Genomic DNA, 13,825 nt, shown 5'->3' with positions numbered 1-13,825 from the left:
GTGCTGGGGCGGGCGTCCTCACTTGGCCATGAACCTGGTGACGTCGAGAATCAGCACGACACGGTCGTAGACGTCGTCGGGCAGTCCGCCTCCGGCGTCACCGTAGAGTTCGTTCAGCTCCTGGTAGAACTCGCCCTTCTCGTCCCCGAGCACCGTGACCAGCCACCCCCGGGTTTCCAGGCATCGCGACGGCGCATCCGGATCCGTGATCAGGAACGAATAGTTCGGATTCGCTTGCAGGCTGGTGAATTTGCGACGCGGAATGGTATGGCTCATCCGCAGATGCGCACCGTCCCACTTGAACCGCATCGGCGACAGATCCGGAGCACCGTGTGGCGCGACCGTTCCGAGAACACCGACGATCGGCCGCCGGAGCAGGTCCGCGAGCTCGGCGGGCACCTGTGCGGTCATGACACACTCCATCTTCGGTTCGCTGTGACGATTTCCATGTCGCGTCTACCGCGCGATCACCGAGTCCGCGAACGCCCGGATCGACCGGGCCGCGGCATCGGGACTCGTACTGTCGGCGTGCACGACGGCCCAGGTGGCGCCTCGCTTCCCGAGGTCCTCCAGTACGTCGATCGCGGTCCGTACCGAGGAGCGGTCGGCGAAATCGATCACCGGGCAGACGATCTGGATGTCGACGGAGTCCGGATCACGTCCGGCGGCGGCCAGTTCGCGACGCAAGCCGTCGACGCCTTCGCTGAAGTCCTCGGCATTCTCGATCGCTGTCGTGCGCATCGCCGCGGCCATCCCTCGATCCGCGATGATGGGCATCCACCCGGAACCGTGCCGGATGACCCTGCGCCGGGCGGCGGCCCCGTTGCCCCCGATCCACAGTGGTGGATGGGGCCGCTGAACCGGACGCTGTAACCACACCGACCCTGGCGCGCCGAAACCTTCTCCCGTGACCGGAGATCCGGGGTCGGACCAGATCCGGCACATCGCCTCGAGCGACTCGTCGAGCAGGCGACCCCGCCGGGTGTGATCGATGCCGAGCGCGGCGAACTCCGCGCGCAGGTATCCGGCTCCGACACCGGCGATGAGCCGGCCGCCGGAGACGATGTCCAGACTTCCCAGCGCCTTCGCCGCGAGATACGGGTTGCGGAAAGGGAGCACGTACAGGTTGGTGAGCAGCCGGATCCGCGAGGTCACGCCGGCGATGTAGCTCAGCGCCGCGATCGGGTCCAGCGTGTTGTGCCCACCGTTGTGCCGCCATTTCAGCGACGGCGCGGGGTGCTCGCTCAGCGCCACCGCGGCGAATCCGCACTCCTCGGCCGCGATCGTGAGATCGCGGATCACCGAGGGATGCAGAAATTCCTCCGAGGCGCCGGGACGCTCACCGGGGTACTCCAGAACGTACTTCATCACTGACAACCTCTGCCTCACCGATCCTCGCGCCGCCGTGACGCCGCACGGCCACCAGACGACAGTAGCCCGTGCAGTTTCTTCTACTGTATATATTACAGTAGACACCTTCGCGGCCGATGTCACCGGCCCGACGACGCAAACGAGGTCAGCTGTGCAGATTTCCGCCGAGGCAGGACCGGAAGGACCGCTGTCCGGGCTCACCGTGGTCGCGCTGGAGCAGGCGGTGTCCGCGCCGATGTGTACGCGCGTCCTCGCCGACTTCGGCGCCCACGTGATCAAGATCGAGAATCCGGCCGGCGGCGACTTCGCCCGGCACTACGACGATGTCGTCCACGGCCTCGCCGCGCATTTCGTGTGGGCGAATCGGGGCAAGGAGTCCGTCGCGCTGGATCTCAAGGATCGCGACGGCCGCGCGATCCTGCGGCGGATCCTCGGGACCGCCGATGTCTTCGTGTCCAACCTCGCACCGGGCGCGGCGGCCGCCCTCGGGTTGTCGGCCGAGCAGCTGACGGCGGAGTTCCCTGAGCTCGTGGTGATGGAGATCGACGGCTACGGCGCGGGCGGCCCGCTGTCGCACAAACGGGCATACGACCTGCTCATCCAGGCCGAGTCGGGCACCTGCGCGGTCACCGGTACAGCGGACGCGCCGGCGAAGCCCGGACCACCCATCGCCGATGTGAGTTCCGGCCTGTACGCCGCGCTGACGATCCTGGCGCTCATCTGCGCCAAGCGCACCCCCAACGGTCGATCCGTTGTGCCCGCCAGCGCGTCGGTGAGCCTGTTCGACACCGCGGCCGAGCTGATGGGCTACCACCTCACCTACACCCGCCATACCGGGGTCGACCAGCAGCCGTTGGGCATGAGTTCGCCCGCGGTCGCCCCGTACGGCGCGTACCGCACCGCCGACGGTGCGACGGTCGTCCTCGGTACCACCAACGACCGGGAGTGGCAGCGCCTGTCCCGCGACCTGATCGACCGGCCGGACCTCGCGGCCGACCCCCGGTACGCCACCAATGCCGACCGGGTGCGGCTGCGCGACGAGCTCGACCGGGAGATCGCCCGCTGGTGCGGCCGCCACGAGGCCGACGCCGTGCAGGAGCAGGCGGACGCGGCCGGTATCGGCAATTCCCGGTTCCGGACGCCCGGCGAGGTGCTCACGCATCCGCAGCTGGCGGCACGGCGGCGCTGGCGCGACGTCCCGACCCCGGCGGGTCCGGTCACCGCGCTGCTGCCACCACCGGTCATCACCGGCTTCGAGCCGCCGATGGGCGCGGTACCGGCACTGGGTGAGCACACCGAAACCGTCCTGGCGAGAGCGGGTTTCACGCCGGACGAGGTCGAGGAGTTCCGCAGCCGGGGCGCGATCGGGCCCGCCGGGAACAACGACGAAAGGACGATCCAGTGACCGCAGAACCCACCTTGCTCATCGACCAGACCGACGGGGTGCGCACCCTGACGCTGAACCGCCCGCACCGCAAGAACGCGATCAGCTTCCCGCTGTGGCACGCGCTGCGGGCAGCGCTGAGCGACATCGCCGGAGACGAGACGGTCCGCACCGTAGTCCTCACCGGTGCGGGCGAAACATTCTGTGCCGGTGCCGATATCGCCGATGCCGAGGGCATGGACGAATTCCCCGATCCCCGCGCGGAACTCGCGACCATCAACGACACCGTGCGCCTGCTGCACGAACTACCGGTGCCGACCCTGGCCAAGGTTCGCGGTGTCGCCGTCGGCGCGGGCTGGAACCTCGCGCTGGCCTGCGACCTCGTGATCGCGACGCCGGAGACGAGATTCTGCCAGATCTTTGCCCGCCGGGCGCTGTCGCTGGACTGTGGTGGTTCCTGGCTGCTGCCGCGACTCGTCGGCCTCCAGCAGGCCAAACGCCTCGCCTTGCTGGCGGAGACGATCGACGGAACGCAAGCCCTCGAACTGGGCTTGGTGACCTGGCTGCACACCGGCGACACGATCGACGGCGTCGCGACCGAGCTGGCCCAGCGCCTCGCCGCCGGTCCACCGTTGGCGCTCCGGCAGACCAAGGACCTGCTCAACACGGGTACCGGTCGCACCCTCCTGGAAGCCCTCGACGCCGAAGCGTCGGCCGCGAGCGCCAATCTCGCGGGACCGGACGTGCTCGAGGCATTCGCCGCCTACGCGGAAAAGCGCGAACCGCGCTACACCCGCGCCCCGGAAGTCACCGCGTGAGCGGCCGTCAGGGAAGCACACCGCGACGGAGGCGCGAACGTGGCTCCCTCAATCCGGAGGACATCATCGACGGCGCGTTCGAACTGGCCGAGCAGGTCACCGTCGACGGCCTGAGCATGCCGCTGCTTGGCAAACACCTCGACGTCGGGGTGACCAGCATCTACTGGTATTTCCGCAAGAAGGACGATCTGCTCAACGCGATGACCGACCGCGCGCTGCGCCGCTACCTCTACGCGGTGCCCTTTCCCTCGGTCGAGCCGCACAATTGGCGGGATTCGCTGGCTCGGCACGCGCGGATCATGCGCCGCACCTTCCTCGACAACCCGATCCTGTGCGACCTGGTCCTGATTCGCTCGGCGCTGAGCCAGCACGCGGCGCGCCTCGGCGCCGAACAGGTGGAGCGGACCGTGGCGAACCTGGTCAGCGCCGGGTTGTCGCTCGACGACGCGTTCACCGTCTATTCGGCGGTCAACCTGCACGTCCAGGGATCGGTGGTGCTCCAGCGCCTGCACGACAAGAACCAGGAGCTGGGCAGCGAAGCCGCCGCGTACTACGACGTGATCCGGATCGAGCCCGAGACGACACCGCTGCTCGCCGCGGCCATGGCGGAAGGGCGCCGCTCCGGCGCACCCGACGACCGCAACTTCGAGTGGGGTCTGGCTTCGGTGCTCGACCGCGCCCAGCAGGCGATCGCGATGCGAAGCAGCCCCTAGCCGCGGATGGCCATGCGTGACTGGAGAACCTGAATGGAAGGCGGTACCGAGGTGGAGCCGACACGGCGCGGACCCGGCGCAGAACCCACGACCCTGGGCGGAGCGCTGCTCGCGCACGCGCGAGCGTTCCCGGACCGCCCGCTGCTCGATCGGGGAGACGAGCAGCTGACCTTCGGTGCCGCGGAGCATCGTTCGGCGCTGCTCGCCCGCGGTCTCGCCGGACTCGGCGCAGGCAAGGGCGTGCACATCGGGCTGCTGTACCCCGACGGGGCGGAATTCGTTGTCGCGCTGCTCGCCGCCGCGCGCATCGGAGCCGTCGCCGTCCCGCTGCCCGCCTCTGCCGGCCCCGTCGAGATCCGGAATCTGCTGGCCCACAGTGATGTCCGGATCCTCCTGCGGGCGCGGGAAGATCACCTGCCCAGTGCGGCCAGGGTGGTGTCGGAGGCCTTGCGCGGTGCGGAATTCGATGCCGAGGGGAGGTGGTATTGCACGGCGGCACCACAGTTGCGCCACGTGGTCACCGACAGCACGACACCGGCACGGTACGCCCCGGACGTCCACCGATGGGCCGACGCCGTCGACGACGAACAGCTGGCCGCGATCGAAGACGATGTCCATGCCGCGGATCCGCTGTGCCTGCTTTATCTGCCCTCGACCGGTGACTCGCTCACCGGTGCCGTGCATACCCACGGCTCGCTGCTCGGCGGTCATCGCGTACGCAACCGGACGAGTGGGCTGGCCGCGAAGTTCGTGCTGCGTACAGATCACCCGCTCCCCTCCCCCGCCGGAATCCTGTCCGGGTTGCTGCCCGCCGTGCTCGCCGGCGCGACGCTGCAACGCCGTGACCTCACCGCTCCCACGCAGGTCCCCGCCGGTTGCCCCGAGGGGCCGGGCTCGATCGAAGCGGGCGGTTCGGTTCTGTGGCACGGGGACGAGCGCCGGGCCGGCGGAATGCCGATGCCGGGCTTCGATACAGCGGTCCTCAACCCCGATACCGGCGCCGAGGTCGATCCGGGAGTGGTCGGCGAGTTCTGTTTCCGCGGACCATTCGTCATGCAGAACTACCATCGGCGAAGCCGTGAGGAGTGCTTCGATCCCGATCAGTGGTTCCACACGGGCGAACTCGTCCATCGCGACGACGACGGCGTGATCCACCCGGTGGGTCGCGGTATCGAGCCGTCGCCGCGGGCGCACCCGGGCGAGCATCCGGCCACGACCATGGACCGGCTCGTCCGCGATCGGGCCGAGAGGTTCGGCGATGTTCCGGCGGTGATCGAACCCGGTGGCCGGCTCACCTACGGCGAGCTCGACTCGGCGACAAGCGAACTCGCCGCCGTGCTCGTCGGTTCCGGTGTCGGCAAGGGAACCCGGGTGGGCCTGCTGCTGCCCAACGGCATCGACTGGGTCCGGATCGCTATGGCGCTCACCAGGATCGGCGCGACCCTGGTCCCGTTGAGCACACTGCTGCGTCCCCCGGAGTTGCGTGCCCAGCTGCGGGTCGCCGCGGTCCGGATCGTGGTGACGGTGCCGGAGTTCCGCGGCCGGAACTATCTCGCGGATCTCCCACCGGCTCACCCGGACGGCACGGTCGCACCCGATTCGTCGCTCCCGGCGCTCAGGCAGATCTGGACCGCGGATCGGCTCCTGACCGCGAAGCCGACCTGCCGAGCGGTCCGGATCGCAACAGCCCTGGCCGAATCCGTGTCGGCTGCCGACACCTTCGCCGTTCTGTTCACGTCGGGAAGCCGGGGCATGCCCAAGGGAGTCCTGCACTCCCACGGCAGTGCTTTCGGCGCTGTCCGGGCCGGCTTGTCCGCCCGCGCCATCGACGCGAGCACCCGCCTCTACCTGCCGATGCCGTTCTTCTGGGTCGGCGGCCTCGGCGGCGGAGTGCTCTCGACACTGCTCGCGGGTGCCACGCTCGTCACCGAAGCCGTCCCCCACCCGCAGTCCACCCTCGAGCTGTTGCGCAGGGAACGGGTGACGCTGTTCCGGGGCTGGCCCGAGCAGGCCGAGGCCCTTGCCCGGGTGGCCGCGACCGACGGTGTCGCCGTCACGACGCTGCTGCCGGGCAGCCTGGACGCGTTGCTGCCCACCGATCTACGGCCCAGACCCGGTGCACGCGCCAACCTGTTCGGCATGACCGAATCGTTCGGCCCGTACAGCGGGTATCCCGCGCATACCGATATGCCCGCGTCGGCCTGGGGCAGCTGCGGGCAGCCGTTCGCCGGGACGCAGCTCCGGATCACCGACCAGGACACCGGATCCGCGGTGCCCGCAGGCGACGTGGGTGTCATCGAACTCCGCGGACCTCACCTGCTGCGCGGGATGTGCCTGCGCGAGCGCGCCGAATTCATGACACCGGACGGCTTCTACCGCACCGGCGACCTCGGCCGTGTCGACGACCAGGGCTTCCTCTTCTATCACGGACGTGCCGACGACATGTTCAAGGTCAGCGGCGCGACGGTGTATCCCAGCGAGGTCGAGCGGGCTCTGCGCGGTGTCGACGGCGTCATCGATGCGTGCGTGACCGATGTCGCGGGCGAGCACGGCGCACGTGTCGGCGCGCTCGTGGTCTGCGACAGCTCGGCCACGCCGGACGGACTACGCGCACAGGTCCGGGAGTCGTTGAGCGCCTTCAAGATACCCACGGTGTGGGTGCTGACGGATTCGCCCGAGCGGATCCCGCGCGGCGCGACCGGCAAAGTCGACATCCGCGGTCTGCGCACCCTGCTGCAGTCCCCCCAGCCGGAAGGAGCTGGTCGGTGACCGAGGATCAGCAGTCCGCGACACAGCCCCTGGCCGGGGTCCGGGTCGTCGAGATCTCCAGCTTCGTGGCCGCACCGCTGGCCGGGATGACGTTGAGTCAGCTCGGCGCCGAGGTCATCCGGGTCGACCCGCTCGGCGGTGCGGCCGATGTCCACCGGTGGCCGTTGACCGATGACGGCGCCAGCATCTACTGGACAGGCCTGAACAAGGGCAAACGCTCGGTCACCGCTGATCTCCGGTCCCCGGCGGGACAGCAACTGGTCAGCCGGCTGATCACGGCCGGTGGCCCCGCGGGCGGAATCCTGCTGACCAATGTGTCCGGCCGAGATTGGCACAGCCATGCCGCCCTGGCCGCCCTGCGGCCCGATCTGATCCATCTCGAAATCCTCGGCCGCGCGGACGGGTCGACCGCCGTCGACTACACCGTGAACGCGGCCACCGGCTTCCCACTCGTCACCGGACCGGCCGACCACGCCGAACCGGTCAATCACGTTGTGCCCGTGTGGGACCTGCTCTGCGGCCTGTACGCGGCGCTCGCGATCACCGCCGCGGTCCGGCACCGCGACGCCACCGGGGAGGGCAGCCGGATCTCGCTGCCACTGGAGGACGTCGCGCTGGCCACCGCGGGCAACCTCGGGTTCCTCACCGAGGCCATGGTGTGCGAGCGCACCCGCCCCCGGCTCGGCAATGCCGTCTACGGCCAGTTCGGCGGGCATTTCACCGGAACCGACGGCGCGACCTTCATGGTGGTGGCACTGACCGCCCGGCACTTCCGGGATCTCACCGAGCTCACCGGGACCGGCCACGTCGTCGACGCGCTCGCCGTCGCGCTGGCGGCGAACTTCGCCGACGAAGGGGATCGCTATCGCCATCGCGAGGTACTCACCGGTCTCTTCACACCATGGTTCCGGGCCCGCACAGGCGCGCAGATCGCTGCGGGGCTGGCGGGAACATCCCTGCTGTGGGAGCGCTACCGGACCTTCGGTGAAGTCGCCGCCGACCCGAAAGTCACCGCGAATCCCCTGTTCTCGCCCCTGGATCAGCCGGGCATCGGCACCTATCTCGCTCCCGGCGCTCCGGCCTCGATCAACGGCACCCACACGCCCGCACAGACCGCGCCGTCACTCGGCCAGCACACCACCGCCGTCCTGCGCGACCTGATCGGACTCTCGACCCCGTCCATCACGGACTTGCAGAAGGCAGCGGTCCTGGCGGCCGACACCTGATCCGCCTGCGTCGCCGGTCGCCCGGTCAGCTCCGGCGCTGCCTCGCGAGCAGCGCCTGGGCCCGGGTGAGGTGCGGCCGGTCGAGCAGGGCACCGCGGTGGCCGATCGCGCCTGCCGCCGGGTCGGCGGCGAACAGATCCACGATCTCCTGGGCGGCGGCCAGTTCGTCCTCGGTCGGCGAGAACACGTCGTTGATGATCCCGACCTGGTCCGGATGGATCGCCAGCATGCCCCCGAAACCGTCCTGCCGGGCGCGGATACAGCGTGCCCGCAGCCCAGCGGAGTCGCGATAGTCGGCGTGGATGGTGTCGACGGCGACCGCACCGGCGGCAGCGGCGCCGAACAGGCACAGGCTGCGCGCCGTTTCGAGGACGGGGCCGAACCGTCCGTCGGCGCCGCTCACCGCCTCGGCGCCGATCTCGGCCGCGAGGTCGGCGACACCCCAGGTCACCGCCGCCAGCCGGGGCGCACCCCGATAGGTCCCCATGGTGTGGACCGATTCGGCGGTCTCCGGGGCCAGCGCGATGACCGCGGTACGTCCGGGCGGTGTTCCGCCGGCGACTTCCAGTGCGGACAGATAGTTGTCCAGCGTCCGAAGATCCTGGCCGCCCCGGGCTTTGGGCAGCATGATGCCGCCGGGCCGGGCGGGCATCACCGCCGCCAGGTCCGCCAGTGTGTGCGGGCCGTCGAACGGGTTCACCCGGACCCACAATCGCTGTTGGTCCGCGGCGGGGCGGCCGGCCAGGAATTCCGCGCACAGGGCGCGAGCGTGGGCTTTGCGATTCTGCGCCACCGCGTCCTCGAGGTCGAGGATCACGATATCGGCCGAGCTCTCGGCGGCTTTCGTCATCTTCCGCTCGCTGTCGGCGGGAGCGAACAACCACGATCTCCTACCGAGGTCGGCACCCGCGTCCGGCACGTCACTGAATATCATCCCGTTAATGATACTGTATTCATTTCGGTCGATCACCGCCGCGTCTGCTCGCCCGCGCGCCGAGCAGCGGAAATCCCATCGGTAATGGTTACTGTGGTAAATAACAAAAGCCGCGCACCGATATAGAACCCGGACCAAAGACTCCACAGAGGTGGCCACAGATGACGAAACGAGAAACCACGGACAAGCGCCCCCGGCGTGAGCGGGGTTCACTGAACCCCGATGACATTCTCGACCGCGCTTTCGAGCTCGCCGAGGAGGTCTCGCTGGACAACCTGAGCATGCCGCTGCTCGGCAAGCACCTCGGCGTCGGCGTCACCAGCATCTACTGGTACTTCCGCAAGAAGGACGAACTGCTCAACGCGATGACCGACCGGGCGTTGCAGCAGTACGAGAATGCCGCGCCGTTCATCGAAACCGATGACTGGCAGGACACCCTGCGCAACCACGCGCGCACCATGCGCAAGACCTTCCTGAGCAACCCGATCCTGTGCGATCTGATCCTCATCCGCGGAGCACTGAGTCCTCGCGCGGCACAGGTCGGAGCCGTGATGACCGAGAAAGTCGTCGCCAGTCTGGTCGACGCGGGGATGTCGATCGATGACGCCGTGGACACCTATTCCGCGGTGCAGCTACACACGCGAGGCTCGGTGGTTCTGCAGCGGCTGTACGACAAGAACAAGGAATCCGGAGACGAGCCGGGTGCGTACTACGAACACCTGCAGATCTCACCGGAAAGCACGCCGCTGCTGGCCGAAGCCGGTGCCCGGGGCCACCACAGCGGCGCCCCGGACGAGCACAATTTCGAATACGGGCTCGACTGCATTCTCGACCGAGCGGTTCGCCTGATCAGCACACCGGCCAAGAAGGCCCCGGCGAAGAAGACACCCGCGAAACCTGCCAAGAAGGCCACCGCGGCGAAGAAGACCGCGACGGCCCGGAAGGCGGCTGCCCCACGCCGCACCCGCGCGGCGGCGGGCGCCGAGTAGTCGACGCCGGCCGCTACGACAGCTCGTCGAGCCGACGGACATTCCATCGGCCGGTGAACGCCGTCTCCCGTTTCTGCGCGAACGCCGCATAGGCCTCGGGCAGATCCTCGACGGCGAAATTGACCGCCTGCGCGCGCGACTCGCCGGCCAGGGCCTCACGCAGGGATCGGTCCACACCCTCGTTGAGCAACGCCTTGGTCTGCGAGATCGCGATCGGCGGGCCCGCGGCGAGCCGCTGCGCGATCCCGTCGACGAACTCGTCGATCTCCGCCTCGGGCTTGATCCAGGTGAGGAGGCCGAGTTCGCGTGCTTCGGCCGCGTCGATCGTTTCCGCGAGCAGCGCGAGCCGCTTGGCCTGCTGAACGCCGACGAGCTTGGGCAGCAGCCACGAGCCCCCGCAGTCGATCGAGAGCCCGCGCCGGGTGAACACCTGAGAGAACGTCGCGTCGGGTGTCGCGACGACCAGGTCGCAGCCCAGGGCGAGGTTCCAGCCCGCGCCGACCGCGACCCCGCGCACCTTCGCGACGGTGGGCATTGGCAGATCGTGCAGGTATTGGGCGACATCGGTGATCGCCCGCAGCTTCCGGAACGGCGCGGCATAGGGATCGCTGTCGACGACGTCCGCGCCCGAGCAGAAGGCGCCGCCCGCCCCGGTGAAGACGACGGCACCCACGCCGGGTTCGTGGGCGATCGCGTCCAGCGCACCGCGCAGCGCGTCCCACAGTTCGAGGGTGATCGCGTTCTTGCGGCTGGGCCGATTGAGCGTGAGCGTCACGACGCGGTCGTTGCGCTCACGGCGCAGAATGTCGGTCACGTGGATCGAGTCCTTCCGTCCTGCCGGCGTCACCCGGTGCGCGATGACAGAAACAGGTCGGTGTCGAGCGGAGCCAATCCTGGCACCGCCCGGTATCGGCCGAAGTCGGTGACGCCGTGCGCCGCCAGCACGTCCTCGTCGATGAGGAACCGGCCCGCGACCTCGCCCGGCGAGGTGAACACCAGATAGGCGGCGTCGGCGCAGATCTGCGGGATCCGCGAGGTGGCCACGCGCTGTGCACCACCGGGCCGGTTGCGGATCGCCGCGGTCGCGATCGTCGTGCGCGGCCACAGGGAGTTGACCCGGATGCCGCTGCCGCGCAGTTCCTCGGCGAGCCCCAGCGTGACCAGCGACATGCCGTACTTGGCGATGGTGTAGCCGAGATGAGCTCCGGCCCAGCGTGGTTCGAGGTTCAGCGGTGGCGACATGGTCAGGATGTGCGGATTACGGCTCGCCTCAGCCGATTTCCGCAGGTACGGCAGCGCCGTCTTGGCCAGCAGGAAACTGCCGCGGCAGTTGATGTCCTGCATCAGGTCATAGGCCTTCATCGACAGGTCCTCGGTGCGTGACAGGTCGATCGCGGACGCGTTGTTGACCACGATGTCGATCCCGCCGAACCGCTCGGCGGTCTGCTCGACCGCCGCCGCGACGACCTCGTCTCGGCGGACATCGCCGATCACCTTCAGCACGGAGCCGCCCGCCAGCTCGAGCTCCTCGGCGGCGGTGTGGATGGTGCCGGGCAAACTCGGGTGTGGCTGATCGGTTTTGGCGATCAGGGTGATGTTGGCGCCGTCCGCGGCCGCCCGCCGGGCGATCTCGAGTCCGATGCCCCGGCTACCGCCGGACATGATCATCGTTCGCCCCGCGAGGGCTCTGTCACCGTCGGGCATTCGGCCGGTCTCCGATCCGCTCGACCCGGCGGCCAGGCCGGCGGGTAATCATACTGTTGCCATTACAGTACACACCTCCGGAGCTCGCGTCCAATAACTCTTACTGTAATACTGACAGTATCTTTCGGCCGATTCCGGCCCGCGCTCTCGCCCGTCGACGACGGCTCACCCCCCACCCTGCCCCCGAGGAGCGGAACACCATGGCCTACGTCATCACCCAGCGCTGCTGCAACGATGCCAGTTGCGTCGCCGACTGCCCGGTCGACTGCATCCGGCCACGTCCGGACGAACCCGGGTTCGCGACCGCCGAGATGCTCTACATCGATCCCGACACCTGCATCGACTGCGGCGCCTGCGTCGACGCGTGCCCGGTGGACGCCGTCTTCGCCGAGGACGACCTGCCCGACGTGCTGACCGGATTCGCCGACATCAACGCCGCGTACTTCCGGCGGCATCCGCTGCTGCCCGCGGCCGACCCCGTCGCACCCCTGCGGTTGCCGAAGGACCTCGGCCCGCTGCGGGTGGCCATCGTCGGCGCCGGCCCCGCGGCCTGCTACGCCGCCGAGGAACTGCTGCGGCGCTGCGCCGCCGAGATCGAGATCTTCGACCGCCTCCCCACCCCGTGGGGCCTGCTCCGTTCCGGCGTCGCGCCGGATCATGGGAGCACCAAGGCGATGACGACCCGGTTCGAGCCGGTCCTCGGCCGCGAAGCCGTCGGACTCCACTTGAATGTCGAAGTGGGCGTGCATATCTCGCATGACGAGCTGCTCGCCCACCACCACGCGGTGCTGTACGCGGTCGGCGCCTCCGGTGACCGCGCCCTGGACATCCCGGGCGAGGACCTGCCCGGCTCGCACTCCGCCACGGAGTTCGTCGCCTGGTACAACGGCCACCCCGACTATTCCGACCGGGCGTTCGACCTGTCGGGCCCGCGCGCGGTGATCATCGGCAACGGCAATGTCGCCCTGGATGTGGCCCGGGTCCTGACGATGCCGCCGGATCTGCTCGAGGGCCGGACCGATATCGCCGAGCACGCGCTCACGGCCCTGCGGGCGAGCGGTATCACCGAGGTCGTCCTGATCGGGCGGCGCGGTCCGCTACAGGCGGCCTACACCGGTCCGGAATTCCTCGCGCTGGGCCATCTCGACGGTGTCGACGTCGTCGTCGAGGAGACCGACCTCGACCTCGACCCCGGGAGCCGCGCCCTGCTCGACGATCCCGCCGCCGAACCATCACTGCGGCTGAAGTATTCGGTGGCACAGCAGTACTCGACGTCGGCAGGCACGCCGGGACACCGCCGCATCGTCTTCCGCTATCTCGCCTCCCCGACCGCACTGGCCGGTGACGGCAAGGTCGAGTCCGTCGAGCTGGTCCACAACGAACTCACCGCGCGGGACGGGCGCCTCCGTGCCGAGCCCACCGACCGCACCGAAACCCTCACGGCCGGACTCGTACTGCGCGCGGTCGGCTATCGGGGTACTGCGCAACCCGGTCTGCCCTTCGATCCCACGCGTGGGGTGATCCCCAACGAGCACGGCCGGGTCGTCGGACCGGACGGCGCACCGGTGGACCGGGTCTATGTGACCGGCTGGATCAAACGAGGTCCGCAGGGCGTCATCGGGACCAACCGAGTCGACGCGCAGGAGACGGTCGAGGCCATTCTGTCCGACTTCGCCGCGGGGCGCCTGGCGTCGCCCAGCGGCGACCGGGCCGCACTCACCGAACTGCTCGACCGCAGGCAGCCCGACCGCATCGACCGGGACGGCTGGGCGGCCATCGATCGCGCCGAACTTGCCGCGGGCGCCGCCGCAGGCAGGCCGCGCGTCAAACTGGCCACCCGCGCCGCCCTGCTCGCCGCGGCCTGCTCACCAACCACAGCGGCGGCCGCTCCGGCGCCCGCACCGGCGAGCCGTACGC

The 13,825-nt window shown here is 69.3% G+C and carries 12 protein-coding genes and 1 pseudogene; 8 read left to right on the top strand and 5 right to left on the bottom strand.

The genetic code is table 11. From position 1 onward, the window contains the following. Positions 1 to 18: 18 nt before the first annotated feature. Both ACFWF2_RS31400 and ACFWF2_RS31395 read right to left on the bottom strand, forming a co-directional pair. Positions 19 to 411 (bottom strand): pyridoxamine 5'-phosphate oxidase family protein, encoded by a 393-nt coding sequence (locus ACFWF2_RS31400; protein WP_379311111.1) that lies wholly within the window; start codon positions 409 to 411, stop codon positions 19 to 21. 45 nt (positions 412 to 456) lie between these two features. Continuing rightward, positions 457 to 1,368, bottom strand: a complete 912-nt coding sequence (locus ACFWF2_RS31395) for an LLM class F420-dependent oxidoreductase (RefSeq protein ID WP_379311110.1) — start codon at positions 1,366 to 1,368, stop codon at positions 457 to 459. A gap of 154 nt (positions 1,369 to 1,522) precedes the next feature. Between ACFWF2_RS31395 and ACFWF2_RS31390 the strand changes: the two genes are divergently transcribed. From ACFWF2_RS31390 to ACFWF2_RS31365, 6 genes and pseudogenes are all read left to right on the top strand, one after another. After that, positions 1,523 to 2,776 carry a CaiB/BaiF CoA transferase family protein gene (locus tag ACFWF2_RS31390; protein WP_379311109.1) on the top strand — a complete coding sequence of 418 codons (1,254 nt, stop codon included), beginning with the start codon at positions 1,523 to 1,525 and terminating at the stop codon, positions 2,774 to 2,776. Further along, positions 2,773 to 3,573 (top strand): enoyl-CoA hydratase/isomerase family protein, encoded by an 801-nt coding sequence (locus tag ACFWF2_RS31385; RefSeq protein ID WP_379311108.1) that lies wholly within the window; start codon positions 2,773 to 2,775, stop codon positions 3,571 to 3,573. Before ACFWF2_RS31390 ends, ACFWF2_RS31385 begins: the two co-directional genes overlap by 4 nt. Continuing rightward, positions 3,570 to 4,286 (top strand): TetR/AcrR family transcriptional regulator C-terminal domain-containing protein, encoded by a 717-nt coding sequence (locus tag ACFWF2_RS31380; protein ID WP_379311107.1) that lies wholly within the window; start codon positions 3,570 to 3,572, stop codon positions 4,284 to 4,286. Before ACFWF2_RS31385 ends, ACFWF2_RS31380 begins: the two co-directional genes overlap by 4 nt. 33 nt (positions 4,287 to 4,319) lie before the next feature. Next, positions 4,320 to 5,342 (top strand): annotated as a pseudogene (locus ACFWF2_RS31375) (AMP-binding protein); the annotation flags it as partial. A 162-nt stretch (positions 5,343 to 5,504) separates the two neighbouring features. After that, complete coding sequence (locus ACFWF2_RS31370; protein WP_379311112.1) at positions 5,505 to 7,055, top strand: class I adenylate-forming enzyme family protein; 1,551 nt, start codon at positions 5,505 to 5,507, stop codon at positions 7,053 to 7,055. Next, the gene (locus ACFWF2_RS31365; protein WP_379311106.1) at positions 7,052 to 8,281 is read left to right on the top strand and encodes a CoA transferase; all 1,230 of its coding nucleotides are present in this window, start codon (positions 7,052 to 7,054) and stop codon (positions 8,279 to 8,281) included. The genes ACFWF2_RS31370 and ACFWF2_RS31365 overlap by 4 nt, the downstream gene beginning before the upstream one ends. Positions 8,282 to 8,306: 25 nt before the next feature. Here ACFWF2_RS31365 and ACFWF2_RS31360 read toward each other — a convergent pair whose 3' ends face one another. Continuing rightward, positions 8,307 to 9,215: an HpcH/HpaI aldolase/citrate lyase family protein gene (locus ACFWF2_RS31360; protein ID WP_379311105.1), complete on the bottom strand. Its 909-nt coding sequence runs from the start codon at positions 9,213 to 9,215 to the stop codon at positions 8,307 to 8,309. A 161-nt stretch (positions 9,216 to 9,376) separates the two neighbouring features. Here ACFWF2_RS31360 and ACFWF2_RS31355 point away from each other — a divergent pair, with 161 nt between their 5' ends. Next, on the top strand, positions 9,377 to 10,204 hold the full coding sequence (locus tag ACFWF2_RS31355; protein ID WP_379311104.1) for a TetR/AcrR family transcriptional regulator C-terminal domain-containing protein: 828 nt from the start codon (positions 9,377 to 9,379) through the stop codon (positions 10,202 to 10,204). Between the two features lie 13 nt (positions 10,205 to 10,217). Here ACFWF2_RS31355 and ACFWF2_RS31350 read toward each other — a convergent pair whose 3' ends face one another. Both ACFWF2_RS31350 and ACFWF2_RS31345 read right to left on the bottom strand, forming a co-directional pair. Then, on the bottom strand, positions 10,218 to 11,018 hold the full coding sequence (locus tag ACFWF2_RS31350) for an enoyl-CoA hydratase/isomerase family protein (protein WP_379311103.1): 801 nt from the start codon (positions 11,016 to 11,018) through the stop codon (positions 10,218 to 10,220). Positions 11,019 to 11,047: 29 nt separating this feature from the next. After that, positions 11,048 to 11,908: an SDR family oxidoreductase gene (locus tag ACFWF2_RS31345; RefSeq protein ID WP_379311102.1), complete on the bottom strand. Its 861-nt coding sequence runs from the start codon at positions 11,906 to 11,908 to the stop codon at positions 11,048 to 11,050. Between the two features lie 200 nt (positions 11,909 to 12,108). Here ACFWF2_RS31345 and ACFWF2_RS31340 point away from each other — a divergent pair. Further along, positions 12,109 to 13,825: FAD-dependent oxidoreductase (locus ACFWF2_RS31340; protein WP_379311100.1), on the top strand; the 1,717-nt coding region annotated here is incomplete at its 3' end.

It is taken from the genome of Nocardia sp. NPDC060259 (assembly GCF_042728775.1).
Taxonomy (GTDB): domain Bacteria; phylum Actinomycetota; class Actinomycetes; order Mycobacteriales; family Mycobacteriaceae; genus Nocardia.
This window is presented reverse-complemented; position numbering and strand designations above follow the sequence as displayed.